This window comes from Dyadobacter linearis (assembly GCF_907165045.1).
Taxonomy (GTDB): domain Bacteria; phylum Bacteroidota; class Bacteroidia; order Cytophagales; family Spirosomataceae; genus Dyadobacter; species Dyadobacter linearis.
Genome location: NZ_CAJRAU010000007.1, coordinates 260,628 through 286,950, shown reverse-complemented (window position 1 = coordinate 286,950; position 26,323 = coordinate 260,628). Strand labels below are relative to the sequence as shown.

Annotated in this window: 19 protein-coding genes; 13 read left to right on the top strand and 6 right to left on the bottom strand. The window is 47.8% G+C overall.

Annotated elements, in window-relative coordinates; all coding sequences use genetic code 11:
- The first annotated feature begins 85 nt into the window (after nucleotides 1-85).
- The 6 genes from KOD92_RS22310 to KOD92_RS22285 all read left to right on the top strand — a co-directional run bounded on the left by KOD92_RS22310 (nucleotide 86) and on the right by KOD92_RS22285 (nucleotide 9,142).
- The gene (locus KOD92_RS22310; RefSeq protein WP_215235819.1) at nucleotides 86-3,685 is read left to right on the top strand and encodes a TonB-dependent receptor; all 3,600 of its coding nucleotides are present in this window, start codon (nucleotides 86-88) and stop codon (nucleotides 3,683-3,685) included.
- A 32-nt stretch (nucleotides 3,686-3,717) separates the two neighbouring features.
- Nucleotides 3,718-5,454 (top strand): RagB/SusD family nutrient uptake outer membrane protein, encoded by a 1,737-nt coding sequence (locus KOD92_RS22305; RefSeq protein WP_215235818.1) that lies wholly within the window; start codon nucleotides 3,718-3,720, stop codon nucleotides 5,452-5,454.
- A 36-nt stretch (nucleotides 5,455-5,490) separates the two neighbouring features.
- Entirely contained in the window at nucleotides 5,491-6,747 is a 1,257-nt protein-coding gene (locus KOD92_RS22300) for a purple acid phosphatase family protein (RefSeq protein WP_215235817.1), read from the top strand.
- A gap of 311 nt (nucleotides 6,748-7,058) precedes the next feature.
- Entirely contained in the window at nucleotides 7,059-7,898 is an 840-nt protein-coding gene (locus KOD92_RS22295) for an endonuclease/exonuclease/phosphatase family protein (protein WP_215235816.1), read from the top strand.
- A gap of 133 nt (nucleotides 7,899-8,031) precedes the next feature.
- Nucleotides 8,032-8,709 carry a hypothetical protein gene (locus tag KOD92_RS22290; RefSeq protein ID WP_229254802.1) on the top strand — a complete coding sequence of 226 codons (678 nt, stop codon included), beginning with the start codon at nucleotides 8,032-8,034 and terminating at the stop codon, nucleotides 8,707-8,709.
- Between the two features lie 124 nt (nucleotides 8,710-8,833).
- On the top strand, nucleotides 8,834-9,142 hold the full coding sequence (locus KOD92_RS22285; RefSeq protein WP_215235815.1) for a hypothetical protein: 309 nt from the start codon (nucleotides 8,834-8,836) through the stop codon (nucleotides 9,140-9,142).
- 75 nt (nucleotides 9,143-9,217) lie between these two features.
- Here the strand turns inward: KOD92_RS22285 and KOD92_RS22280 are convergent, their stop codons facing one another.
- A complete protein-coding gene (locus tag KOD92_RS22280) occupies nucleotides 9,218-10,879 on the bottom strand; it encodes a GH39 family glycosyl hydrolase (RefSeq protein WP_215235872.1) in 1,662 nt (553 codons plus the stop codon).
- A gap of 345 nt (nucleotides 10,880-11,224) precedes the next feature.
- Here KOD92_RS22280 and KOD92_RS22275 point away from each other — a divergent pair, with 345 nt between their 5' ends.
- Genes KOD92_RS22275 through KOD92_RS22265 form a run of 3 tightly spaced genes read left to right on the top strand, consistent with a single transcriptional unit; the run spans nucleotide 11,225 to nucleotide 15,399 of the window.
- Entirely contained in the window at nucleotides 11,225-12,694 is a 1,470-nt protein-coding gene (locus KOD92_RS22275; RefSeq protein ID WP_215235814.1) for an ankyrin repeat domain-containing protein, read from the top strand.
- Between the two features lie 5 nt (nucleotides 12,695-12,699).
- On the top strand, nucleotides 12,700-13,188 hold the full coding sequence (locus KOD92_RS22270) for a DUF2271 domain-containing protein (protein ID WP_215235813.1): 489 nt from the start codon (nucleotides 12,700-12,702) through the stop codon (nucleotides 13,186-13,188).
- A gap of 15 nt (nucleotides 13,189-13,203) precedes the next feature.
- The gene (locus tag KOD92_RS22265) at nucleotides 13,204-15,399 is read left to right on the top strand and encodes a PepSY domain-containing protein (protein WP_215235812.1); all 2,196 of its coding nucleotides are present in this window, start codon (nucleotides 13,204-13,206) and stop codon (nucleotides 15,397-15,399) included.
- Here the strand turns inward: KOD92_RS22265 and KOD92_RS22260 are convergent.
- Nucleotides 15,393-16,385, bottom strand: a complete 993-nt coding sequence (locus KOD92_RS22260; RefSeq protein ID WP_229254801.1) for an FAD:protein FMN transferase — start codon at nucleotides 16,383-16,385, stop codon at nucleotides 15,393-15,395. The genes KOD92_RS22265 and KOD92_RS22260 overlap by 7 nt on opposite strands.
- Nucleotides 16,386-16,453: 68 nt before the next feature.
- On the opposite strand from KOD92_RS22260, the gene KOD92_RS22255 reads away from it, so the two are divergent.
- Nucleotides 16,454-17,575 (top strand): AI-2E family transporter, encoded by a 1,122-nt coding sequence (locus tag KOD92_RS22255; RefSeq protein ID WP_215235811.1) that lies wholly within the window; start codon nucleotides 16,454-16,456, stop codon nucleotides 17,573-17,575.
- A gap of 31 nt (nucleotides 17,576-17,606) precedes the next feature.
- On the opposite strand, the gene KOD92_RS22250 is transcribed toward KOD92_RS22255, so the two are convergent.
- Nucleotides 17,607-18,461, bottom strand: coding sequence for a glycosyltransferase family 2 protein (locus KOD92_RS22250; RefSeq protein ID WP_215235810.1), 855 nt, complete (start codon nucleotides 18,459-18,461; stop codon nucleotides 17,607-17,609).
- Between the two features lie 124 nt (nucleotides 18,462-18,585).
- Nucleotides 18,586-19,209, bottom strand: a complete 624-nt coding sequence (locus KOD92_RS22245; RefSeq protein ID WP_215235809.1) for a hypothetical protein — start codon at nucleotides 19,207-19,209, stop codon at nucleotides 18,586-18,588.
- A gap of 188 nt (nucleotides 19,210-19,397) precedes the next feature.
- On the opposite strand from KOD92_RS22245, the gene KOD92_RS22240 reads away from it, so the two are divergent.
- Nucleotides 19,398-19,808 (top strand): hypothetical protein, encoded by a 411-nt coding sequence (locus tag KOD92_RS22240; RefSeq protein ID WP_215235808.1) that lies wholly within the window; start codon nucleotides 19,398-19,400, stop codon nucleotides 19,806-19,808.
- 12 nt (nucleotides 19,809-19,820) lie between these two features.
- On the opposite strand, the gene KOD92_RS22235 is transcribed toward KOD92_RS22240, so the two are convergent.
- Both KOD92_RS22235 and KOD92_RS22230 read right to left on the bottom strand, forming a co-directional pair.
- Nucleotides 19,821-21,980 carry a T9SS type A sorting domain-containing protein gene (locus KOD92_RS22235; RefSeq protein WP_215235807.1) on the bottom strand — a complete coding sequence of 720 codons (2,160 nt, stop codon included), beginning with the start codon at nucleotides 21,978-21,980 and terminating at the stop codon, nucleotides 19,821-19,823.
- Nucleotides 21,981-22,122: 142 nt separating this feature from the next.
- The gene (locus KOD92_RS22230) at nucleotides 22,123-24,393 is read right to left on the bottom strand and encodes a cation:proton antiporter domain-containing protein (RefSeq protein ID WP_215235806.1); all 2,271 of its coding nucleotides are present in this window, start codon (nucleotides 24,391-24,393) and stop codon (nucleotides 22,123-22,125) included.
- 168 nt (nucleotides 24,394-24,561) lie between these two features.
- Here KOD92_RS22230 and KOD92_RS22225 point away from each other — a divergent pair, with 168 nt between their 5' ends.
- Both KOD92_RS22225 and KOD92_RS22220 read left to right on the top strand, forming a co-directional pair.
- Complete coding sequence (locus KOD92_RS22225; protein ID WP_215235805.1) at nucleotides 24,562-25,125, top strand: RNA polymerase sigma-70 factor; 564 nt, start codon at nucleotides 24,562-24,564, stop codon at nucleotides 25,123-25,125.
- Nucleotides 25,126-25,239: 114 nt separating this feature from the next.
- Nucleotides 25,240-26,277: a FecR family protein gene (locus tag KOD92_RS22220; RefSeq protein ID WP_215235804.1), complete on the top strand. Its 1,038-nt coding sequence runs from the start codon at nucleotides 25,240-25,242 to the stop codon at nucleotides 26,275-26,277.
- Nucleotides 26,278-26,323: the final 46 nt, after the last annotated feature.

Genomic DNA, 26,323 nt, shown 5'->3' with positions numbered 1-26,323 from the left:
TTCCAAAACAAAGCCTTTTTGATCGTACCACCGATCAAAAAGAAGAATTTATCCAACAGTGCCTAACCATCAGACAATCAAAATTATGCAAAAATCAGTACGTAACAAGCCGGTCAACTGGCGAAAAATCATGCGCATTGGACTGCTTCAATGGATTATCGTTACCCTGCTCGCCGGGGGCAGCTATGCGAAGGAGACTTCCGCTCAATCTGTTCTGAGCAAGGATATGACACTGAACCTGAAAAATGTTTCGCTTAAAGAAGCATTAAACCAGATTCAGCAGAAAGTAAATACGCGTTTTGTGTACAGCAGCAGAGTATCTGTGAGGGAGCAGGTTAGTATTAATGTAAAAAACGAAAAACTCTCGAAAGTACTTGACCAGCTGCTGACCCCGAGGGGGATCGATTACAAGGTGATCAACGAGCAGATCGTACTGGCGAAGACCAAGGTGAATAAGGAAGAATCTTTCATCAATAATATGGAAGAGAAACTTTATAATTATGTCAACCCGGTCGATATTACCATCACCGGTACGGTAAGCTCGAATGACGGGCAGGGTACGCTACCGGGCGTGAGTGTGGTTTTGAAGGGAAGTGCGCAGGGTACCACAACCGACAGTGATGGAAAATTCACAATGGTAGTTCCCAACCCGCAAGCGGTACTGGTTTTTAGTTTCGTCGGCTATATCTCGCAGGAAGTGGTTGTAGGCAGCCGCTCGGAAATCAATATCTCGCTGGATACAGATAATAAGGCACTTTCGGAAGTAGTTGTAGTTGGTTATGGTACGCAAAAAAGGGTTAACCTGACCGGCGCTGTGAGTACGATCAGTTCCAAAGATCTTGAAAACAGACCTTTGAACAATATGTCGCAAATATTGCAGGGTATGGTCCCTAACCTGAACATTACATTCAGTACCGGCCAGCCAGGCTCGGGCGGCAGCTTGAACGTGCGCGGAGAAACTTCGATTAACGGTGGCGGCCCGCTGGTACTGATCGACGGTATTCCGGGGGATATTAACCGCATTAACCCGGGCGACGTAGAGTCTGTTTCGGTGTTGAAAGACGCGGCCGCTTCGGCCATTTACGGTGCGCGCGGTGCTTTTGGGGTAATTTTAGTTACTACAAAAACGGCGAAGAGCGGCAAAACGAGCGTTGGTTACAGCAATAACTTCGGCTGGTCCACTCCTACTGTCAGCACCGACTTTATGACGAACGGGTACGAACATACGATGCTGAATGACGAGGCTTTCAAACGCGCGACGGGCAATACCTACACGCGGTATTCAGAAGAAGATTATGCCGAACTGGAAGCCAGAAGATACGACAAAACTGAAAATCCTGCCCGCCCGTGGACAGTGGTGAAGAATGTGAACGGAAAAGACATTTACAACTACTACGGAAACTACAACTGGTGGGATACGATCTTCGATATGACCCAGCCTACGAGCCAGCATAACCTCAATGTTTCGGGAGGAACGGACAAGATCAATTATTTCCTGTCAGGTTCGGCTTTTCAAAAGGAAGGGATCATGCGGATCAATACCGATAAATTCAACTCCTACACATTGCGTACGAAAGTGAATGCGCAGCTGACCCCGTGGCTGAAAATCAGTAACAATACCCAGTATTTTGATTCCAGATACAAATATCCCGGACTGGAAGGCGGCGCAAATGCGAATTTCGTCGCGATTACCGTGCACGCAATGCCGGCTTACGCACCCCGTAACCCGGACGGTACTGCTACCTATAATACATTGAAAAACAACTATTCGATTGGCGACGGGTTGTTTGCCAATCTATTGAAAGGTGTTGCCGGTGGTGAAAAGAAAGTCCACGAGCTGACCACGATCAATACGATCACGATGGATTTCACCAAGAACTGGAACCTGGTAGCAAATCACTCTTATTCGTTTTACATCGCCGACGACTGGTACCGTTCCGCGGTCGCGCAGTATTCGGTCCAGCCCGGCATATTGACGCCGGTACCTAATTACAATACCGACCAGTTGAAGAAGACATTCTGGTTCGACCCGATGAATGTGACCAATGTGTATACTTCTTATAACAAAACACTGGGCAAGCATTATATCGCCGGTACTTTGGGTATGAACTATGAAAACAAAAAGCACCAGCGGCTTTTTGGTGCCAGAAAAAACCTGCTTTCTGAAAGTCTGAATGACCTGAACCTCGGTACCGGCGAGCAGCTGACTGACGGAGATTCTTACCAGTATTCACTATTCGGCGCTTTTTTCCGGGCCAACTATGATTATATGGGCAAATACCTGCTTGAAGTGAATGGTCGCTACGATGGTACTTCGCGCTTTGGTGAAGGTCGCCGTTTCGGTTTCTTTCCTTCGGTTTCAGCAGGTTGGAGAATCAGTGAGGAAAATTTCTTTGACCCGATCAAAGGCGCTGTCAATAACCTGAAAATCAGAGCATCTTATGGAACATTAGGCAACCAGCTGCCGGCAAATAATAACTCGGCGAGCTACTATCCTTATATTTCTACAATGCCGACTGCGCTTTCTTCCTGGATGACGAACGGACAGAAACTCAATTATGTCAACAATCCGAACCCGATCTCGTCTAATCTGACTTGGGAAAAAGCGACCACTTCCAATATTGGTCTCGACGCAGATTTCTTCAAAAGCAGGCTGAACCTTGTATTTGACGCCTACATCCGCAGAACAACGGATATGCTGATCCCCGGCCAGGTTCTTCCATCAGTGTACGGAGCTACTGTTCCGACGCAGAATGCAGGTGACCTTGAAACGCGCGGATTCGAATTGGCGCTCAGCTGGCGAGATCAGTTTAAAGTGGCTGGAAAAGTGCTTTCCTACAATGCGTCGTTCATTTTATCTGACTACAAAGCGAAGATCACGAAATTTGACAACCCAAATAAAATCCTTTCCAGCCGCTACGAAGGCCAGACGATCGGAGAAATGTGGGGATATTCGATTGACGGATATTTCAAATCAAACGACGAGGCGCAGGCTTATACGGTGGATCAGACACTGGTCAACAAGCAGCGTTTGAGCGCGCCGGGCGAATGGAGCAAATTGCAGGCGGGTGATCTCAAATTCATTGATGTGAACGGTGACGGGAAGATCTCGGAAGGAGCCAATACCCTGGCTGATCACGGCGATTTGAAAGTGATCGGAAACACCAGCCCGAGGTTCCGTTACGGACTTAACCTGGGTGCATCGTGGTCAGGATTTGACATTTCAGCCCTGGCGCAAGGTATTCTTCGCAAAAACTGGTACCCGGGCGCGAATGCGGACAAATTCTGGGGACCTTATTCGAGACCTTATTATTCTTTCATTCCAAAAGATTTCCAGGAAGATGTGTGGACTCCTGAAAATCAGGATGCATACTTCCCGATCCTGCGTGGCTACACAGCACTGAATGGCGGCGGCGACCTGAATGCAAGAAACGACCGGTACATTCAGAATGTGGGCTATCTGAGATTGAAAAACGTGGTGATAGGCTATACAATTCCTCCTAAACTGACCACCAAACTCCGCATCCCGAACGCGCGGATATATATCAGTGGTGAAAACCTGCTGACTTACACGCCGCTGAGAAGCAAATACATCGACCCGGAACAATTCGACGGCGACGGTACAAACGGAAGGACCTATCCCCTTTCGAAGACCTACTCTGCTGGTTTGAGCATTAATTTCTGATCCGGTTGTCCAACAAAATTTTAAATAATCTTATGAAAAAGCTACTTACCATATTGTTTCTGGGCATCGGACTAGCCTCGTGCGATCTGAACAGGCTGCCGCTGGACGCCATTTCCCCTGAAACTTTTTTCAATACCGAAAATGACCTGCTGCTTTATACCAACTCATTTTACAATATGCTTCCCGGCGCGGAAGATGTTTATAATGAGGATGTTGACAATGTTATAAAAAACAGTTTACGCGACGAATTACAGGGAACCCGCATCGTACCTACAAGCGGCGGAGGCTGGTCGTGGGGCAGTTTGCGGAATATCAATTATTTCCTGGCCAATTCTAATAAATGTCCCGACAAGAACGCAGTCGCCCGCTATAATGGCGTTGCGCGGTTTTTCAGGGCATATTTTTATTTCCAAATGGTAAAGCGTTTCGGCGATGTACCCTGGTATTCCAGCACGATTGAAGTGGAAGATGAAGACCTGCTCACCAAAGCCCGCGACCCGCGCACATTGGTGATGGACTCGGTTATGGCTGACCTGGACTACGCGGCGCAGGCACTTAGCGCGAATAATGCTCGTCAGGTCAACTCGGTCACAAAATGGACTGTACTCGCATTAAAGTCTCGTGTGGGACTTTATGAAGGCACTTTCCGCAAATACCACACCGAGTTTAAGCTGCCCGATTCCGAAAAATTCCTGGACGCAAGCATTGCGGCTTCCGAAGAGCTGATCAAAAACAGCGGCTACACGATTTATAAAGCGACGCCCGAAACGGCTTATCTGAGACTTTTCTCTTCCGATAATGCGATTGCGGACGAAGTAATTCTGGCCAGGGATTTCAGCGATGAATTGCAGGTTTATCATAACCTCAACTACTACACCATGACCGCTTCCTACGGAAAGCCGGGATTGGAGAAAAAACTGGTGAATAGCTACCTGATGAAAGACGGGACCCCTTTTACGAATGTGAAGGGTTACGAAACGATGCAGTTTTACGAAGAAGTTCAAAACCGTGACCCGCGCCTTTCGCAGACGATCCGCACGCCGGGATATACCCGCATTGGAGAAACTACCCCGCTCGTACCGGAGTTTGGCGCGACGGTTACCGGCTATCAGCTCATCAAATTTGTGTCCGAGCCGAAATGGGATACTTTCAATAAGGATATTACGGATATGCCGATTTTCAGGTATGCCGAAGTATTGCTGAATTACGCCGAAGCCAAAGCTGAAAAAGGTACCCTGACGCAGGAAGACCTGGAAATATCGACTAAACTGACCCGCGAACGCGTAGGTATGCCGAACATTAATATGCTGAATGCGAATACGAAACCGGATCCTTACCAGGCCCAAATGTACACCAACCTGACCGGCAAGAATGCGGGCGTACTACTGGAAATCCGCCGTGAAAGAAGGATTGAAATGGTGATGGAAAATTTCCTGCGCTGGGATGATATCATTCGCTGGAAAGAAGGTCAATTGCTGACGAGACAGTTCAAAGGAATGTACTTTCCCGGCCCGGGCAACTACGATCTTGACAAAAACGGAAAGGTGGACCTTGTTATTTATGAAGGAACAAAACCGACGGTACCGGGTGCGCAGCTGTTGAAACTGGGTAGTGAGATTTTGCTGGAAAATGGGAATAAAGGCGGTAATATCGTCGTGAATGGACATATCAACAAGAAATTCGACGAAACCAAAGACTATCTTTACCCGATCCCGAGACAGGAACGCCTGCTGAATACCAACCTGACGCAGAACCCTAACTGGGAGTAAAAAACAGTACAATCCTATTCCTAACCCTTGCAATTTATGCTTTCAGACAGAAGGTCTTTTCTTGAAAAAATGTCCCAGATCGGGGCATTGAGCTTACTGCCGCTCACTGCCTCACAAGCCGCCGCCGGAACTGCCGTCGCCGGAACTGCCGCCGCCGACAGTTCGGATACTACGGTGGAAGAAAAAAATCACTTCGTAGCCGGTCCCTATCTCCAAAATCTGGGGACCGACGAAGTGACTATTATGTGGATCACCCACAAAAACTGTTTCAGCTGGGTTGAATACGGCGCGGGTACTTACACAAGTATGCGCGAAGTGGGTTACACCAACGGTTTGGTCGAGGCTAATAACCGCATTAATAAGATCACTCTCAAAGGTTTAAAGCCCGGTACCGACCATAAATACAAGCTGGTTTCGACCGAGATATCGGGCTACAAAGGTTCCCGAGTTGAATTTGGCGAAAGTATTTCCAGTCCGCTTTATGGATTTAAAACACCGGCTGCCAATGAGGATGAGTTCAAAATGGTTGTTTTCAATGATATCCACGACCGGCCGCAGATTATCCCGCAACTGCTTTACCGTCATGCCTATACGGGCAATACACGCGACTACGACTTTGTTGTTTTCAATGGGGATTGTTTCGATTGGGTTACGGAAGAAAGTCAGATGGTTGACCATTTGATCAAACCCTGCGTGGATATTTTCGCCACTGAATTTCCGTTTATCCTCACGCAGGGAAACCACGAATGCCGGGGCAGTTTCTCGCGCCACATTCCTTCCTATTACGCTTATCCGGAAAACAAATATTACTATGCATTTACCCGCGGACCAGTCCGCTTCGTAGTGCTGGACTCTGGTGAAGACAAGGCCGACGACGCGGTGGATTACGGCGGGCTGATCGCCTTCGACCGCTACCGGGAAACGCAGAAAACGTGGCTGGAAAGAGAAGTGGAATCGCCGGAGTTCAAGAAAGCTGAATTCCGCGTGGTACTGATCCATATTTCCCCCTACCACTCGGGCGACTGGCACGGCACGCTGCATTGCCGGAAAGTGTTCGGACCGGTTTTGAACAAGGCGAAAATTGACTTGCAGATCTCCGGCCACACGCACCGGTACATGACCCACGAGCCCGACGCAGACCACAATTACCCGATCGTAATCGGCGGCGGACCTTTGGAAGGCAAGCGAACATTGATCAAATTGCATGCGACCCGCAAGCAGCTTGACTTGAAAATGATCCGCGACGACGGCGAGGTGGTTGGCAAGTTATTGATCCCGAGGAAAGGGAAATAATATCGTTGTTGTAGGAAGGAGGCCCCGGCGGGGCCAACAAAAAATGGAACATAAACAGGATGCCCCGCAGGGGCAAATGCGGCCGCCGAGCGGCCTCCTGTTTGTAAGAAGATCGACGGTACAAACATTTGGCCCCGGCGGGGCCAACAAAAAATGAATTACCTTTTTTCTATAAACAGGATGCCCCGCCGGGGCAGTTGCGGCCGCCGAGCGGCCTCCTGTTTGTAGGAAGATCGACGGTACAAATTATGCGGCCCCGGCGGGGCCTCCTATGTTTCCACAAACAAACTTTTAACTAACATAAATAATCAATGAAAAAAAACGCTTTCCTTCTTCTCCTTCTTCTGACTTTATCGACGCTTTCTTTTGCGCAAAAAAATACGATTAATGTGGCCTCCTACAACCTCCGCTACAATACCGCCAACGACGGCGTAAATGCCTGGCCGAATCGTAAGGAAAATGTAAAAGGTCTGATCCGTTTTCATGAATTCGACATCTTCGGCGTGCAGGAAGCGCTAATCGGTCAGATCAAAGATGTGGCTGAGCTCCCTGAGTTTGCATTTATCGGAAAAGGGCGCGACGATGGGAAGGAAGGTGGCGAGCATTCGTCGATTTTTTATCGGAAAGACCGTTTTAAATTGCTGAAATCTGGTGATTTCTGGCTGAGTGAAACACCTGATAAGCCGGGCAAAGGCTGGGATGCTACCTGCTGCAACCGGATCTGTTCGTGGGGTAAGTTCCAGGATCTGGCCTCTAAAAAGGAGTTTTTCTTCTTCAATGTACATTTCGATCACCAGGGCGTAGAGGCCCGGAAGGAGTCGGGCAAACTGATGGTAAAGAAAATCAACGAGATCGCCGGAAAAGCGACTACATTTCTGACGGGAGACTTTAATTCCACGCCAGAAACTGAGCAAATGAAAGCGATCCAGGGAATTTTGAACGATACCCACGAAGTGACCAAACAGCCGCCTTACGGACCAGAGGGTACTTTTAACAGCTTCCAGTTCGACGCAAAAATGGACAAGCGCATTGACTATATTTTCGTAAGCAAGGATATTGATGTCTTGAAATACGGGGTATTGACTGATGCGAAGGAACAACGATATCCGTCTGATCACCAGCCAGTTGTAGTCAAGGCACTTATTAAATAGCTTTTGCAGAAACACAGAATACTTTTGAATAAGTTGGGCGTAGCAAAACACTACGCCCAACTTATTTTCGTTAAATTCGGCACCTGCGAACTCCGGTCAGCGAACATTGCCTGATGTGACTGTCTCAAATTAGATGACGAAAATCTCCTTCCTTCTCACTTTCCTTGCGTTTGTTTCTTTTGCTTCATTTGCACAAAATGTAAAGATCAGCATCGTTTCCCCGCGGGTACTGGATGACAGGAAAGCGATTTTGCTGACACGGGAAAAGGGCTTTGCTGCGATTGTGCATTCCATTCAGCTCGGTTTTGACACGACGCACCTGAAAATGGACGCACATTTGCTGCCCGATCTCTATCAGCTGCAAGTATCCAAACTCAAAGGTTCTCTCACATTTTTCTTTGAATCGGGCACGCAGATCCTGCTGGATACTGGCAATGTGGCACAGTCAGTGGTCACGCATTCGCGCAGCAATCTGGAATGGCGACAGTTCAATGATAGCATTCAGAAACCTTCCGATGCGCGTGCGAATGCATTTGTAGTACAGGAAGCGCGGATGCGCAGAAAGAACTTGCCCGACAGCGCCCAATACTGGATTGCGTGCCAAACCAGAGAACGGGAAGACCTGCTAGCAAGAACTGCCGAATTTATCCGCACAAATCCACAATCCTACGTAAGCCTTTACTTGCTGAAAATCAACTGGTATGCCTTTAAAAATATGGGGTTGCTGGAAAAACTCGACGCTTCACTTTTCAAACACCGGAATTATCTTCTTCTGAAAGCAAAAAAGCAGGAAATCACCGGAACCAGATAACTCCCATTTTGTGCAAAAATTTTGTAGAATTAATTGGATCCCCAACTTAAAGGGTTTGGTATGTTTTTAGTAGCCGACGGATACATTATGACAAGCAATATTCTTTTCAGTAAACCTTGAAAGTATGAAACGGGAAAACGAAAAACATCCGGTCATTTCATTAAGTGGCGAGAGTTTCAAGCATTATCTGATAAACAGATACGGCGAGCATGTCGGCGATTATGCCTGGAAAAATGCTTCGAGCGAATGGGCTGAGCCTGTACCTTCCGAAACTCTCAATCAATTGTACAATCGCGCCAAAACGGAGATCGAAAATTCTGGCGGCAGTTTAATGAGCTACGCCGTCGTAGACGATGAGCTGGTAAACTGCGGGACGGTCGATGCACCCTGGCCGGACAACTGCATGTGGGTTCTTCAATTTAATAATGATTAAAGGATCCATCGATCCACAGACACAGACAACTCTACGAACCTCAGAATAGGCCACCAAAAGTGGCCTATTTTTATGCTACCATTCCAGGGTAATCAGGGAAACAGCTTGACGCGGCAGGGCAATTTTCACCACTGTTTTTCCCTTTTTATGCTCTAAAAGCGGCTCGCGGCTCATCTTTTCCAGTTGGCCGGCCTTTTCTAGCGCAACTATCTGCCCTTTGTCAGGATTTTGTGGAGAGCCCATTTTTTTCCAGGCTTCGTACGAATTACTATGTTCCCGGTCGATTCGGTATTCCGTGATTTTTATTTTTTTTGAGTTGATACCGTTAAGCGTCAGCTCCACCGGCTCGGCAGCTCCCTGCAAATCATCATCGTGGTAGTTCCAGAGCATGACAGCAGCTTTTTTATTTTCTTTTGAGGCCAGTGCGCCTATTTCCGTTTGCTGCCCGCGGATGCTGGAATCAAGTACCATTTGCAGCGGATACATCCGGTCGCTTTTCACTTCCACCCTATTCCCACTCATTTTACCAAACATCCTGAATACATTCAAAACCGGCTTATCAACTCCATTGGTCGCGAGGTCGCGAAAACCGTAAAACCACGGCTGATTTTCAAATTCAAATGACCAGGAAACTGCGCCGAGAAAGTTGACACCATATTGATCTGCCAACGCATACTTCCGGGCGAAAGTGGCGGCTGTGTAACTGGAATACATGGTGCCGTTCCGATATGCATTGGACGGATTGGTAGCCATACCGCAAGCGGCGCAACCTTCGGGATCCGATTCGCCTACGATAAGCGGCAGGTTTTTGAACTGAGGATAAGCGAGCACAGATTTAAACCCGGTCTGAATATCCCGCAGCTGCGGGCTCATATTCATTCTCACTACCCCATTGATCAGTTTGGGCGAACCTTTGGCGTGAAAAAGTACGGCGTCTAGCGGCGCGCCTTTTTTGCCAGTTGCATAGTTAGTGCCCTCTGCACAATGCAGCAGAAAAGCTTCGAGCCACTTTTTACCTCCCGGCGACGAAGTACCGGCAATATTCAGCCCACCGATCCGTGCAGTCGGCAATGCGCGTTTAACTGCATCGGCTGAATAGTCGTATAGTTTGAAAAACTCCTCCATCGTACCTTTCCAGTAGCCGTTTGGCTCATTCCAAACTTCCCAATACCAGCTTTCCACTTCTTTTTGCCCGTAGCGTTCCACACTGTGCTTTACCCAGTTGTAAACCAGATCCGCCCATTTCTGGTAATCTTTTGGTGGATATGCCCAGCCGGTCATGATCTTGTTGTAGGGATCGCCCGGCTTCCAGTCGTGCTGGTAAGGCTCGGGATTGGTGGAAAGTGCTTTTGGCATAAAACCGATCTGCGCGAGCGGCTTCATTCCGCGTTTCACGTAAGTATCAAAAATACTGTCGACAATAGCCCAGTTATAAACCGGCTTCCCGTTTTCATCCTCGGTGTATGCATTCGTCGAACCCCATTTTAATGCAGCGGTACCGTCGCCTGTGCAAAGCAGGCAATGCGCCCGTACGTAAACCGGTCCGGGGCTCAGTTCCGCGATTTCGGTCAATAATTTTTTACCATCTTTCATATAGGTATAGTTCGGCTCATCGTAGCCAAACCAGGCCCAAACCGGCTTCATCGGCCCGACTGTTTTATCAAAATTCACCTCTATCCTGGCCGGCGTACCAGCATTACTCTGCGCAAATGCATGAAAGCCGACACCCGAAAGCATGCAAACCGCCCCCAAAAACAACCTCCAAAAGAGCTTTTCCATCAATATGTAAAATAAAAATGTCCAATAAACCAGTAAAGAAGCTCCATCCCATCCTACCTTCCCCCATCCTACCTTCCTCCTTCCTCCCTTCCTCCCTTCCTCCTTTCCTCCCTTCCTCCTTTCCTCCCTTCCTCCCATCCTCCCCCCAATGACGCCAACCCTCAAAAAAAACGGACGAATTGACGTAAAGCGGAATCAAAAAGCAGTTTTGGCCATTATTTAGACTAGTTATCGTTAACTTTGAACGACCTACCTTCGCGGCATAGAGGCAGAGGTAATCAGCTTTCAATCCATTCTCTTTATATGAAAAAACTTGTTATCGCTTTTTGCACCCTATTTGCGTTCGCTGCACAGGCTCAGCAAAATACGCTTTTGGAACAATCTTTCTGGAAAACTTCCCCTGATGTGAATGCTGTAAAAGCAGAAATTGAAAAAGGCAGCAATCCTTCCCAGTTCAATAACAATATGTTTGACCCCGTTGTGATGGCGATCAATTCAGGCGCGCCGAACGCGACGATCGAGTTTTTGCTTACACAACCGGGTAATACCGTTGATAAATTAACCCACGACGGTCGCATTTACCTGCACTGGGCTGCGATACGCGGTAATGTGGAGTTGATGGAATCGCTGGTTGCGAAAGGATCGAAAGGGAATTTTGTCGATGGCCACGGTGCTACCCCGATCAACTTTGCGGCTGGCAGTCAGCAGAATACCAAAGTATACGATATCCTGCTCGCGGCTGGGGCGGACCTAAAAAAAGACCTGAATCATGACGGCGCGAATGCATTGCTGATCGGTATCGCGAATGATAAGGATTTCGCACTTACCAATTATTTCATTTCCAAAGGACTTGACCTGAAAAGCACCGATGCCGCCGGCAACAATGCATTCAGCTACGCAGCCCGTGCGGGAAAGATAGACGTACTAAAAGCCTTGCTGGAAAAAGGGGTTACGGCCAATCCGAATGCATTCCTGATGGCGGCGCAGGGAGGTCGCGGCACGGCGAATACGATTGAAGTATACCAATACCTGGAAAGTTTGAAACTCAAACCAACGGTGATCGGCAACAACGGCGAAAATGCATTGCATTCGATAGTTCGCAAACCGAAGCAGGAGGAAATTGTGAAGTATTTTCTGAACAAAGGCGTGGACGTAAACAAGGCTGACGAGAACGGAAATACGGTATTTATGAATGCAGCTGCGACCAATCGCGATACCGCTGTGCTGGCTTTGCTGCTTCCGAAAGTAAAGGATATTAACGTTGGTAATGCAAAGGGAACCAGTGCATTAGCGATGGCAGTTCGCGGTAACTCACCGGAAGTGATCGCTTACCTGATCTCGAAAGGTGCAGACATCAACACAACAGATAAAGCAGGCGAAAACCTGGGCTTCTATCTGGCGCAATCTTATAATCCCCGCACAGCTACTGATTTTGATGCCAAATTGAAAGTGCTTCAAGACAAAGGTTTCAAAGTAGCTGCGCCTTCAAAAATTGGCAACACACTATATCACAGCGCAGTAGCCAAGAATGATATGGCATTGGTAAAACGTCTGGAAGGCTTGCAGATTGACGTGAACGCGAAGAATAGCGAAGGTATTACGGCACTGCACAAAGCGGCGATGGTTTCCAAAGATGATGAAATGCTGAAATACCTGATCTCGATCGGTGCCAAAAAGGATATTGTGACCAACTTCCAGGAAACGGCTTTCGATCTGGCCGGCGAAAATGAGTCACTTTCTAAAAACAATGTTACAGTCAATTTCCTGAAATAATTTTCATGTCCAGTTTATTTAAAATAACCCTGCTTTTCCTCGCGCTCACATTTGCCCGCTCCAACGCTGCAACGGCGCAAGGCACGAATAAATATAAATGCATGATCCAGATGACGAACTACATGGGCGAAGGCGCCTATATCGTAATCTCACTGATGAATGCGAAAGGTGCATACGAAAAGACGCTTTACGTGCTTGGTCCCGATAAAAAGTGGTACAACAGCATGAAAGAGTGGCACAAGTTCCAGTCTAAAAAACCCGGAAATATCAGCGCGATCACGGGCGCTTCGGTGACCGGCGGCGACCGCAGTGTGAATGTGATCGAGATTGAAGCTTCCAAGATCAATGCCGGCTATAAACTCCGGTTTGAAAGCGCGGTAGAAGACAAAGCTTACCATGTGAAAGACCTGGAAATTCCGCTGACAACGGAATCCCTTTCCGCCAAAAACGAAGGTACCGGCTACATCCGCTATGTTCGTTTCAGCCCCAATTAATGTTCCGAGTAATTTATGACCATTTCGATATGGAGATACAGCCACTTAGCCCTGGCTGTATCTTCTTTTCTTTTGCTGACCCTCGCTTCTGTAACCGGTATCCTGCTGGCTTTTCAACCCATATCTGAAAAGCTGCAATCCTATCGGTCCGAGCATTTCAGTGAAACAAATCTCTCCACTACCCTTCCCCTGCTCAGAAAGCAATATCCCGGGATCAGCTCGCTTTCGGTTGATGCAAACGAGTTTGTGCAGGTTCAGGGAAGTGGTAATGATGGTAAAAAACTGCTTGCCTACGTTGATCCCGCAACAGGCAAAATCCTGGGTGTTCCCGAGCCAAAAAGTGAATTTTTCGAATGGGTTACGGCGCTGCACCGCTCCCTTTTTCTGCATGAAGCGGGCCGTTTTTTTGTAGGACTGACCGCATTTCTACTCTTGCTAATCACAGTTTCGGGAACGATGCTGATCGTGCAGCGGCAGCGGGGATTCAAACGGTTTTTCACTAAAATCGTTAACGAGAACTTTGCGCAATACTACCACGTCGTGCTCGGCCGGCTGTCGCTGATCCCGATCTTTATTCTTGCATTAAGCGGAACTTACCTTTCCCTCGCCCGTTTCGGACTCATTGATACGGCCAGGATTTCAGCAGACGTAGACTTCGACGCTATCCGCGAAGAGCCCGTAAAAAATGCGGCAGAATTTGAAATTTTTAGAAAAACCAGACTTTCAGAAGTACAGACAATCGAATTTCCTTTTTCCGAAGATCCCGAAGATTATTACACGCTCAAACTGAAAGATCGGGAACTGACTGTAAATCAGATTACTGGCGATATTCTGACCACTGTTAAATATCCTTCCGCAACTATACTCACTGAGCTGAGCTTAGATTTACACACCGGGCGGACCAATGCTGTGTGGGCGATCATAATCGCGATTGCATCAGCCAATATCCTCTTTTTCATCTACTCCGGATTTGCGATCACATTGAAACGCCGCGCCGGCCGGGTCAGGAATAAGTATAGTGCAGCCGAAAGTGAATATATCATTCTGGTAGGTTCCGAAAATGGAAGTACGTTCGGTTATGCAAATGCGATTCACAAGCAATTGATCGGAAGTGGGAAAGCCGCTTTTGTGACTGAACTGAATAATTATACCGTTTTCCCAAAAGCTTCGCACATGATCGTGATGTCGGCGACTTACGGGCTGGGTAACCCTCCTACCAATGCTGCGCAGTTTGCCAAAGTGCTGGAAAAATATCCGCAGCCGAATTCAGTCCACTATTCAGTGGTCGGTTTCGGGTCGCACGGCTATCCCGATTTTTGCAAGTTCGCTTTTGAAGCAGATAACCTTTTTGCTAAACAGAAATGGGCGGTGCCTCTATTGGAAATCCATACGGTCAATGACAAATCGCCGGAGGAATTTGGGCAGTGGGCCACTACCTGGTCCCAGCACGCGGGGATTCCGCTCACCGTTGATAGCGGGTCCATGGTTACGAGACAAGATCCTCTGCAATCTTTGATAGTAGTAGAAAAAACTGAGATCGAGAAACCGGGAGAATCATTTTTGATAAAACTGAAACCCAAGCGTCGCACCAACTTTACTTCGGGCGACCTGCTCGCAATTTATCCGGCAAACGATCACCGCGAGCGGCTATATTCAATCGGGAAGATCGGGAAAGATATCCAGCTGAGTGTAAAGCTGCACGAGCAGGGACTTGGCTCCGAATATCTGTATCGCCTCGGTACCGGAAGTTTGCTCAATGCCCGCATTGTGAGTAACCCGCATTTCCATTTTCCGCAACGGGCTACTTCCGTGATCATGATCTCGAACGGAACCGGTATCGCACCGTTTCTGGGTATGATCGATCAGCAGAAACCGAATGCAGATACCTATTTATATTGCGGCTTCCGCGACCGGGCTTCTTTTGGTTTATATAAAAATAGTATTGATAAGAATGTGGCCGATCACAAGCTGCGCAGCCTGCAAATCGCCTATTCGCGTGAAGGTGAAAAGCAATATGTAAAAGACCTGCTCAGCCGCGACGAGCTGCTGGTAGCCGAGGTTTTGAATAAAGAAGGGGTGATTATGCTTTGCGGCTCGCTTTCCATGCAAACGAATGTAATCGAACTCCTGGAACAGATCTGCCAGGACCGGCTGGGGAAAAGTGTAAGCTATTACCAGTCGCGCAGCCAGATTTTGATGGACTGCTACTGATCCGTTTTGTATCTGGAAATATCAAAATTCGGTGAAGTCACTACTTTACCTTTGTCGGTAATTAGCAAACAGCTGAATTCCGGAAACTTTGCCAGCATTTCCAGCCCCGCCTTTTTACCCAAAACCATGATCGACGTGCTGAAACCATTTGCCTGCTCTGCGCTGGGGCCAAAAACGGTGACGCTCGTGAGTCCGGTGGCCGGGTAGCCCGTGGCGGGATTTATAATATGGGAGTAGCGTTTTCCATTCAACACCACAAATTTCTCATAACTCCCCGAGGTGACCACCGCGCCTTCCCGCAGCGGCACAATGGCGAAAAGCTCGCCTGACTTCGCTGGATCGTTGATCCCGATCACCCAGTCGCTTCCGTCGGGCTGCTTCCCCCAGGCGCTCATATCCCCCGAACCGTTCACTATACCTGCGTTAATACCCTTTTCAAGCATCATATCCCGGCATTTGTCTGTCGCATAACCTTCTCCCAATGCGCCGAAGCCGATCTTCATGCCTTTGTATTTCAAAAAAATAGTAGATTGCCCGCGATCGAGGATGATGTTCTTATATCCCACCTTTTCGACTGACTTCTGAATAGCGGCTTTCGTTGGCATTCTGGTCATCGAACCGTCGAACTTCCATATTCTGTCCATTGCCGCAAAGCTTATATCGAAAGCGCCGCCAGTCAGTTCGGAAAGAGCGATCGCCCGTTCGGTCAGCCCAAAAACCTCCTTATCTACCCGCACCGGACGTATTCCTGCATGGGCATTCACCTGCGAAACCTGCGAAGAAGGTATCCAGTCTGAAATCAGGTTCTCGATGCGGGTAATCTCCGTAATTACGGTATCAATGCTGCGCTCGGCAGTGAGTGAATCTTTAGCGACAATTGTAATATCAAACCTCGCGCCCATTAACATGGTAGTACGCTTGCGCAAAGCCTGTGCGTGGGCAGTGAGCGTGATCAGAAGAGCGGCGATAGTCAGTAATTTTTTCATAGCATTAAAGGGCAAATATACCCTGGCACCAAATTAATACTGTATATCATGATAACCATCTCGAATTTATGATAAGACTTTCTGAAAACAGCCGCAGCATCAATCTGGCGGCATCTTTACTGAGCCTCGTGCTGATTATCGCCTTGCTTTATGCCATGCAAAGTGTAGTAGTCCCGCTCATGTTCTCTATTCTGCTCGCGATTTCCCTATTTCCCGTTACCCGGTTTTTTGAAAAGTACAAGATCAACCGCGTCACCGCCTCCTTGCTTTCCGTGATCATCGCTATTATCCTGATCGGGTTTCTGGTGTGGTTTATTATTCATCAGGTGATTGTTATCGGAGCTAATGGAAGTGATATCCAGGTTCGTTTCGTACACATTCTGGAAACGATCCAGAAATGGGTTACTGTGCGTTTTGGTGTTGAAGAAGGCGAAATCACCAAACAGATCACTGCGTTTTCCAACAAGGTGGTCGGTAATGCAGGCATGATCATCAGTACTGCGTTCGGCTCTGTCGGCGGCATTCTGGCTGGTGTGATCATCGTGCCGCTATTCACTTTCTTTCTGCTGTACTACCGCGATTTCTTCCGTGAATTTTTCTTTCACGCGTTCGCTTCCGCTTCCAAAGAGCTGGTGAGCCAGGTACTCGACAAGATCTATTATGTAGTTCAAAGCTACCTCGTGGGCCTCGTAACTGTAATGGGCATCGTCGCGATCCTCAATACGGTCGGACTACTGGTTCTTGGTATACCTTATGCATGGTTTTTTGGCATTCTGGCTTCTCTGCTTATGTTATTACCCTACATCGGGATTGCGATCGGGTCGGTATTGCCCGCGCTTTTTGCACTGGCTACCAAAGACAGCGCCTGGTATGCATTGGGCGTAGTGGCATGGTTTCAGGTCGTTCAGTTTCTGGAAGGTAACTTCCTCACCCCTAATATTGTAGGAGGGAAAGTGAGTATCAATCCGTTGATGGCGCTCGTTGGCTTGCTATTAGGCGGAATGCTCTTTGGTCTGGCGGGTCTGATCCTCGCTATCCCGATTACAGCTGTGTTAAAGGTGGTTTTCGACGCGGTGCCTTCGATGAAAGCATTCGGCTTTTTAATCGGTGAACCAGAGCAATATCACCTCAAACGATATTCAGCCAAGATCATCATGAAAAGGTGGAAGATCCCGGCTAAGGATATTTAAATGAAGTATTAAGAATAAAGAAAAGCTGACGTTACTCTGATGTTCTGGCCTGAGTCCGGGCCAGAATGTCAAGTATCGCCCGATCTTCCACTTTGTTCGATTCTCCGTCGTGGTAGTAAAATTCGTCCAGTTTCCGCTCCCTTTTTGTGTCGCTGATCCCCCTTTTTATCTTTTCCTGATATTCCCCCAGAGAGCGGCAATAGTAGTGATTGAGTTGCACGGTATCAATACTCGGCTCGGCGAAAGAGTCTTCGATCTTCACACCGTGCTCATTTACACAGTAATAACCCGGTTTATATTTGAAACAATGCGATTTGTAAGCCGACTTCACAAACCGCGGCTGTACAATACTCTTAATGTGTTTGTTCGCTAAAAAATCAGTTTCCGACCGTTTTGTAAAACTCACGAGCTGACCTGCGGAAGGTTTTGACTGGTGCCCGTTCGAGCCGAAAATCAGCCAGCTAATTCCCAGCCCACCATAAGATTCATATTTGTTCAGCAGTTTGGTAAAATCGGGATCACCGGTTTTCGGCACTATAAATTCGTCAGTATCAATAAATCCTATCCACTGCGAGCTGTTCCCGTAATGATCGAGGCAATGCTGATATGCTTTTACGTGCTTGTTTCTGCCGGGGATTCTGGTTACTGTCACAATATCAGTGAGTCCCAGCGATTTGATTGTCTCTTCAATAGGAACCTTACTTCCATTATCGTAAATGAAAAAGTGCGTCACGCCTATTTTCAGATGGTAATCCAGCCACTCCGCGAGATAATCGTTTTCATCTTTTACAATACAGCAAAGTGACAAATAATGGGAATTATCAGCAACGCGTTTATCTCCGTTTGAACCAAACAGTTGCGAAAAGAAGGACTTGAAAGAAAACATTTGGCAGCTTTTAAATCAGCAGAAACACCCAAAGGCAGGTGCCAGGGTACATCCGAAGGTATTCATTTTCGGTTTTTTTTGCAAGATCCGAGTGAAGGCGATTTACGCATTGCGCCAGGATACATCACTTTGCCGCCAGCGGCCCAATGCCGTTTACCGCTAACCGGAGCCCGTTCTGGATCATATTGAACTGCGCAAGCATAGTCTGGTGCGACTTGTGGTAGTCCAGCAAAAACGATTTCAGCGTGCGGCGCTCTTTATAAAGTTTCGCCAGCTCGCGTTTGTTTGTAGTATAAGAAATGTCCCGTTCAACATCATCCAGGTCCTTCTTGAAAATCCCTATTGTGGGAAAATCCATATCCGCAGACGTGAATTCCGTCGAACCGGGGCCTAATGTCCGCACCTGATCGATGGTACAGCTGTAAAGCCCGTCTTTCACATCGATCGAAACGCGGTAGCTGAATGATTTGAACTTCCCGGAAACGATCGGTTCTTTATCCTGATAAACGATCTTGCCGGTACCGGGATCGTCAACCTTCATGATCTCCCGATAGTTAGGGTAGGTTTTGAAGATCCAGGACCTTAATGCCTGACAGGTTTTTGCTTTCGATTGTCCGGTCTGGACAACTTTGGTTTGCGTGATCTCGCCGGTAAACCTGTTATAAGGAAGTCCCGCTTTTTGTGCGGAGGCAGGTTCAGGAAAGCACAGTAGTACAATTAATAACGTTGAGAGTAAAGAATGTTTCATTATTGACAGAGGCATGTAACTGTCGGTAATGATAAGAATTATATAAAATCTTTCAAAGTTTTCATTCGTAAGAAGTCGTACTAATTAGTTTTAATAGTTAAACTCAAAATACTTTTACTAAAATTCTTTCTACCCGGTAACCAACTTATTCCAGCCCACATGTGTCTGAGGATAAAACTGACCTGATTATGAAACTCGCTTTATCCTTCCTATTAATCTTCACGTGCCTGCTTGCGTGTAAAAAAGATGAAATTGAAGTAGCTCCCCAGGGACTCGTGGGAAAATGGAAACTGGTTTCCACGGAACATTTACAGGGAGGCAAGATCGTCACACAGGATAAGAGCGCCGATTCTATTTATATCTATTTCAGCAAATACGGTGAAGTAGTCAATTCGGAAGGAAAACGGCGGTTTTGCGGACCGAGCTATCTCCGGATCAATGGCGACCACTTCACGATTCAACTCAAAAGTGAGCCGGCCATTGAACCCTTCCTCAGCATTTGCGCCGACTGCCCTACCTGGAATGTCGATCTGCAACCCAACGAGATGACCCTGAGTATTTGCTCCCCTGAAAACAAATCGAAATACGTCAGGGAATAAGGCAGGAACGCACTATCTGTTTACCAGCACCTTTTTTACTTCTGTACTTCCGTCCATTTTAGAAATCCGCAGCAGGTAAAGCCCTGTACCAAATGATTTTACAGAAATGCCCTGATCAGAAACGCTGGTAACCCGCAGCACTATCTTTCCTGCAATATCAGCAACTGTCACAGATTTGATCTGCCCACGCATTTCCGCGTCAAAATAGATCTTGTCCGAAACCGGGTTCGGATAAACAGCTTCCTCCCCGCCTTCAAATCGCAGGTTACGTATCTCTGAATAGGCAAATGTCCCGTCGAGGTCAACCATTTTCAGCCTGTATAAATTCTGACCCGAATAGGGTTGGCAGTCGGTGAAGCTGTAAAAATGCTCCGCCGCACTTTCACCTTGCGAATCCATTTTGCCGATCTGCTTCCAGTCGCTGCCATTTTTACTCCGCTGCACTTCAAAATGCGCACTTTTCGTTTCAGAAGTAGTTGACCACGAAACCTGAGCGGTTCTTCCCTCGGCAGTCACATTAAAATCTTTCAGCACAACGGGTAACGGGTCCGAGTCGCGCAATGTTGCCAGCGGATCGCCCAGTAAAACCTGGCTCTCGACGTATCCGGCTGCATATCGGTACGCATCACTGAATGCATATCCCTGCGACATTAAAGTAAATGCGCCGTTGTTCCGGTACTCATATTCCAGCGCGCTGGCACCATTCGTCGTAATCAGCAGCAGCAGATCCGAATAACAATTTACGTTCAGGACATTACCTTTCCCAAGATATTCGCCGCCCAGGTAATTACCCCAGCCGTAACTCCCAAGGTTGCAGGAGCTCAGACTGATTACCTGCGTATTCAGCGCGGGAAGGCTATTAATATCCTCTTTATAAATACCGAAAGACTGATAATCGGGCGAGCCGTGCACATTGAGGCTCATAATCTCATAGGATTGCGTACCCAGCTTATTCAGGTAATCTGCTTTCCATATCGCGTCTTCTCCGGAATAGTTCGCATCTTTTTCCAGCCCGAAAGCGACCGTACTGGCCGAACTCCACCTTCCGTTTGCCTGCGCCATTGCCACCACATTCTGCTCATCTACAAAACCGTCCGTGATCAGGACTTTCCGGTCAAATGAGATCTCCCTTTTTCGGAATCGGTGCAGCTTTGTAAAATAATCTGTCACGTAACTGACCTTCTCCTGCGGCGTCAGGTTAGGAGCCGGAATGACCATACCCATCGATATCAGCGGGTTAGTTTGCTCAAAAACAGCTTCCCTGACTTCCTGCGGCGGGTACAAGCAGGTATTAAGATACTTGTACGTACGCATCTCGTCGTTTTCTGCATCATAAATGTAGTGCTTGTAGAGCGGGTGTGTATAGCGGGAAAAAGTGCTTGAAGAAAAGGTCATCTCGATATTTCCGGCATCATTGAGCAAATGGCGGGTAGATGTTGTAGCCGCATTAGCACCGATAAAAAACAGATATGTAATGTTGTCCGTGAGATGATTTTGACGGATGTATTCAAAGAGCCTGTTCTTGTCGAAACTGTTACTCTCCATGTGAAATTTTTCAACCGAAAGATTTGGCCGGGTAACTTTCACGTCAGCAATATATTGATCCAGCTTCTCCTGAATTGCGGCAGTGCTTCTCCATTCTTCATTGATCACAAGCAGCATTTTCTCCTGTCGTTTCACTGCATTGTCCGTCCTGAAAGGGTTAATAATCCAGCCATCACCGCTGCATGCACTCCCGTCAACACCAAATACTGCTGTCATGAGGCGATAATCCTTACCCGCCTGCATGCCGCCCATTACGAGATCCACCGTTCTGGCAGTTTTATTAATAGCCCTGGGCGAGAGCCAGATGTGCGCAAATCCGTTCTGCATACAACCATCGCCGCAATCGGGTATAATGGTTAAATAAATAGAGCTTATCTCCTCGATGTTGGTTCCCGCGCCGATCTCCATGTGAATATCGATCATACTTTCAGGCTTGGCTGCATGTGGTGTGACCGTGACGGTTATATCCCGGGCGGCAGTACGTTTGTTGGAAGATTTCAGCGGCGTTTCCACGACCTTATATTCGTGCGTGACGGAATCGACCACCAATTGAAGACCCTTTTGGCCAAAACTGACGCTGGCAGAAAAGAAAAGAAATGTGATGATGAAGTAAACGTTGAATTTCATAGCCGATCGATTTAGGAACTGGTGAAAACGATGTTATCTTACCAGACACAGCTTTACACCCAAGTGTTGCCTAAGATCCTGCCTATTAAATTGAGTTTAACAAAAAAAGTAACCGATAACACGCTACTCCATATACGCCCTGCTATGTTCGGATTACCAGCACCGAAGGAGAATGCGAGAGCCACACGCTGTGAGAACGCACAGCCAGTTTCCAGCTCTGGTAGCTGATGAGCATCAAATCCTGTTTTACCAGAAATTCCTTTTCAAGTGCATTCTCATTGTGTAGCTCAATGCGATCCGGGAAGTTGCTCTGCATGTGTGCGACAGCTTCCCTGACCTCCGTTTTCTGATCCAGCAATCCTGTCGGATCCATGATCGTAACAGTGGTTCCGTGCTGACCGATCATCCTGGCGGCAAAATCGAGCAGGAACCGGTCTGCCGAAGAGAATATGGGAAGGAATATGCGCTCGGTTTTACTGAGGTTTTTATCGATCAATAAAGCAACCGGCACTTTCACCGACTTGATCACGTGGCTCGTGCGTTCATCAAAAATATCGGCATGGAACAGCTTTTCCTTACCTGTAATGGTATCAAACAGGCGGACCGGGCTGATGATCTTATTCGTGATACCCAGCAATTTACCCAAAAAAGTACCCTCAAACGCTCCGTGACCAATACCCATCATTAACAGGTCATAACCGCCCGTATTCGCATATTCGATGATATCGTGTTCAATATCCTGTGATGGTTTAAATAGCGTGGTAACGGGCACTTCCAGCTTTTCCGCCTCCTCCGTGATCGGCCTGAAAGTCTCGGTTTCATATTCCTGCGAATCGACCTGGCTGAGATAGCTGCTGGGCGAAAGGTGCAATGCAGTCAGGCTTTTTGTTTCCTGGCGCGAGCTCAGCTGGCTGGCCAGTTTAAGCATTTTGCGGCCACTCAGCGGACTGGCGAATGCGATCACGACCGCGAATTTATTTCCGACTGCGCCTACAACTTCGGCCAAAGTAGTCTTCTCGGGCATAAACCGGTCGATCAGATCCAGTGCCGGGCCTGTCATGCAGGTGGTGAGGAGCGCCATGATCACCATCATTGTGAAAATCTGTGGAGAAAGCACGCCGATATCATAGCCGATATTCAGTACCACCAGCTCCATTAATCCGCGCGTATTCATCAGCGAGCCGATGATCAGACTGTCGCGCCAGCTTTGCTTCACAAAACGCGCCGCCACTGCACTGCCGATAAACTTACCAGCCACAGCGGCAAGCATAATGATCCCGGTTACTTTCCACAGATAGGGATCGTTCAGCAGGCCGACCTGCGTGCGCAAACCTGTGAATACGAAGAATAAAGGCAGCAGCAATACCATCGAAACGTCTTCTACTTTTTCAATGAATATATTCCTGAATTTATGGTTTGAAGGCATGATCACCCCCGCCATAAATGCCCCGAACAACGCGTGAATGCCGATTACCTCGGTACTGTAAGCCGAAGCCAGCAGTACCACGAAAAATATCGCGACCACAGGTTTGGTTAACCCTTCTTTATAATCGTAATGATCGCCCAGCCTTTTCAGGAACGGTTTGACCACATTCAGCATCACCAGTACGTAAGCGATTGCCAGCAAAATGGTGTACAGAGAGCTCACAAACGAACCTGCCTTAACGATCGCGATCACTGCAGCCAGAATACACCAGGCAGTAATATCGTCGGTAGCGGCGCAGGTGATCACCATCATACCCAGCCGGGTTTTCGACAATCCTCTTTCCTGCACGATCCGAGCGAGTACGGGGAATGCGGTCACACTCAGTGCAATACCGGTAAAAAGCGAAAAAGAAAGAAAGCTGATCCCTGCCGGCGCAAATTCCTGATACAGCATAAGCGCCAGCCCGACACCGAGTGCAAAAGGTAGTACGATACTGGCGTGGCTGATCACGATCGCTTCCTTTGCCTTGGTTTTCAAGACTTTAAGATCCAGTTCCATGCCGATGATGAACATAAAAAGGATTAGTCCGATCTGGCTCAGAAATTGCAGGTTACTGAGTGAAGCTTTTGGAAAAAGAAAGGCTGAAAACTCAGGGAAGAACGTACCTACCAGCGACGGGCCGAGGAATAGCCCTGCGGCAGTTTCCCCGATCACAGTAGGCTGTCCAATCTTTTTACAAAACCAACCAAAGACCCTCGCTACCAGAATAATCGTGATGATCTGCAATAGCAGGATCGCCAGCGGACTGGTGAGATCGTGCGAAAATGTCCCCTGAAATTGTTCGAAAGAAGAGGTGGTCGGGACGGGATTTCTGATTGCTACTTCCGGACTTTCGAGTTTTTGCCCTTCTATGATAAACCAGTAGAGCAAGCCCGAAAAGATGACCAGCGTGACGGTATAGAACAGTATGCTGCGCAAATTCTTCATAAGTATACTGGGAGTGAATTTGCGCAAAATACAAAAGGAAATCTGAATAAAATGGAGAACGAACGGTAGCAATTCATCATTCCAAAGCTTTATGGTTGTGTGGAAATGCAAAATGTGCAGTTTTCGAAGCGCTGGTTCCGCACCCACATCGATGTGTTTAAATAGGCAATGAAACGGTTGAAATATATTCCAGAAGATGCGCGTGCCGGTTCCGCCTTTCCGATCAACAGAAAAGAGTTCGAGGGTATTTACCGGGAACACTGGCGTGAGCTGTATGACTTTGCCGTTGCCAAAACCCACGATAAAGACGTGGCGGAAGAAATTGTGCAGGCCCTTTTTGTCAGTATCTGGGAAAAACGCGACCAGCTGCTGATCTCCAATCTGAGAAGTTACCTCTTCGTTTCCGTCCGGAACCGGATCATCGACCATTATAAAGAACGCATTTTCTCCGACCTTACCTCAGCCTCCGATACCTCCGCGCCCGATTACCCGCTGTTTCTGGACGAACTGGAATCGACTTTCAGGGAAGCAATGGGTCAGCTGCCTGAAAAAACCCGGGACATCTTTTTATTGAACCGTATCGAAGGGAAATCGGCTTCTGAGATCGCCGATAAACTGCAACTTCCATCGCGCACCGTTGAGTACCACATTACCCAGGCTTTGCGCAAGCTCAGGGAGATTTTGCGCAACGGTATCACTGCGCTCCTCTTTTTTATCAATATCATCTTTTAAAGAAAAACTGGTCTCCAAGTCAGAATACATATAAACTTTCAAGGAAAAGTTTATATGATTTGCGGTGGACGTTCATTTTTCAGTCTTACTAGAAAGGCCCCCATTCCACTCTCTATGAGCAAAAAAAACTTCTACCAATTACTTGATCGCTACCGCGCAGGAAACTGTACCGACCAGGAAAGATCGCTCGTGGAGCAATGGTTTGCAACGCTGGATGAAGAAGTTCCCGAGCGAAGTACCCAGGAAAATGCGGCGATCGAAGAACGGATCTGGAATGCGATCCTGGCCAACCAGGAAATAGAACAGGAAACGCCCGTTCGCACCTTCCAGCTCTGGAAGTGGGCGGCTGCGGCTGTGCTTGTTCTGGGAATAGGGTTTGCTTCGATTAAGGTTTTTGTCAAAAAATCTGACCCGGTGGTAGCCACGGCCAGCAATCTGCCTGATAACCTGGTAACTTATTTAAACCGAAACCCCACCCCTGAAAATATCACCCTGCCCGACGGCTCGGTACTGCTGCTTTCGCCCGGAACAAAAATCTCCTACCCTGCCGAACTTGCCGGCTCCAAAAGGGAAGTTTATTTATTGGGAAAAGCGTTCTTCAATGTATCCCACGATGCTGAAAGGCCGTTTTTTGTCCACACCGGCGAGGTAGTGACCAAGGTACTCGGGACCAGCTTCTGGGTTGAGGGAAGCAATGATAACAGCGCGATCGAAGTGTCGGTAGTAACCGGGAAGGTATCTGTATCCAAAAAATCGACCGGGCCAGACGAAGCGAACAGTAAGATCAAAGACGGAGTGATACTTACTGCCAACCAGCGCGTGAAGTATTCGCACGAAACGCATGCATTTGAGACCGGCCTTGTGGCTAATCCCCAGCCTGTTACCAGCAGTGCGAAGGGTGTCCCCGCGCCGGAGTCATTTGTATTTCAGGACACTCATTTTATTGATGTGATTGAAAAACTCGAAAAATCTTTCGGCGTGGAGATTATCCTTGACAACGATGCAATGCGTTATTGCCTTTTCACGGCGGACATTACCCAGGAACCCTTATTTACCAAACTGGACCTGCTGTGTGCCGCGGTGAATGCAACGTATGAAGTGCGCGGCACCCGGATCCTGATCAGTGGCGCCGGTTGCCCGCCACCCAGGTAAGCAGACTTTTTAAGCATAAAAAAAGAGCCGAACGTGTTACCAGCAC

Bases quoted from the DNA above. Each gene is read 5' to 3' on its own strand.
- KOD92_RS22295 (WP_215235816.1), top strand. From the start codon at position 7,059: ATGAAAAAAAACGCTTTCCTTCTTCTCCTTCTTCTGACTTTATCGACG.
- KOD92_RS22290 (WP_229254802.1), top strand. From the start codon at position 8,032: ATGACGAAAATCTCCTTCCTTCTCACTTTCCTTGCGTTTGTTTCTTTT.
- KOD92_RS22265 (WP_215235812.1), top strand. From the start codon at position 13,204: ATGACCATTTCGATATGGAGATACAGCCACTTAGCCCTGGCTGTATCT.
- KOD92_RS22245 (WP_215235809.1), bottom strand. From the start codon at position 19,209: ATGAAACATTCTTTACTCTCAACGTTATTAATTGTACTACTGTGCTTT.
- KOD92_RS22310 (WP_215235819.1), top strand. From the start codon at position 86: ATGCAAAAATCAGTACGTAACAAGCCGGTCAACTGGCGAAAAATCATG.
- KOD92_RS22305 (WP_215235818.1), top strand. From the start codon at position 3,718: ATGAAAAAGCTACTTACCATATTGTTTCTGGGCATCGGACTAGCCTCG.
- KOD92_RS22230 (WP_215235806.1), bottom strand. From the start codon at position 24,393: ATGAAGAATTTGCGCAGCATACTGTTCTATACCGTCACGCTGGTCATC.
- KOD92_RS22250 (WP_215235810.1), bottom strand. From the start codon at position 18,461: ATGTTTTCTTTCAAGTCCTTCTTTTCGCAACTGTTTGGTTCAAACGGA.
- KOD92_RS22235 (WP_215235807.1), bottom strand. From the start codon at position 21,980: ATGAAATTCAACGTTTACTTCATCATCACATTTCTTTTCTTTTCTGCC.
- KOD92_RS22300 (WP_215235817.1), top strand. From the start codon at position 5,491: ATGCTTTCAGACAGAAGGTCTTTTCTTGAAAAAATGTCCCAGATCGGG.
- KOD92_RS22285 (WP_215235815.1), top strand. From the start codon at position 8,834: ATGAAACGGGAAAACGAAAAACATCCGGTCATTTCATTAAGTGGCGAG.
- KOD92_RS22240 (WP_215235808.1), top strand. From the start codon at position 19,398: ATGAAACTCGCTTTATCCTTCCTATTAATCTTCACGTGCCTGCTTGCG.
- KOD92_RS22220 (WP_215235804.1), top strand. From the start codon at position 25,240: ATGAGCAAAAAAAACTTCTACCAATTACTTGATCGCTACCGCGCAGGA.
- KOD92_RS22275 (WP_215235814.1), top strand. From the start codon at position 11,225: ATGAAAAAACTTGTTATCGCTTTTTGCACCCTATTTGCGTTCGCTGCA.
- KOD92_RS22280 (WP_215235872.1), bottom strand. From the start codon at position 10,879: ATGCTTTCGGGTGTCGGCTTTCATGCATTTGCGCAGAGTAATGCTGGT.
- KOD92_RS22225 (WP_215235805.1), top strand. From the start codon at position 24,562: ATGAAACGGTTGAAATATATTCCAGAAGATGCGCGTGCCGGTTCCGCC.
- KOD92_RS22270 (WP_215235813.1), top strand. From the start codon at position 12,700: ATGTCCAGTTTATTTAAAATAACCCTGCTTTTCCTCGCGCTCACATTT.
- KOD92_RS22260 (WP_229254801.1), bottom strand. From the start codon at position 16,385: ATGAAAAAATTACTGACTATCGCCGCTCTTCTGATCACGCTCACTGCC.
- KOD92_RS22255 (WP_215235811.1), top strand. From the start codon at position 16,454: ATGATAAGACTTTCTGAAAACAGCCGCAGCATCAATCTGGCGGCATCT.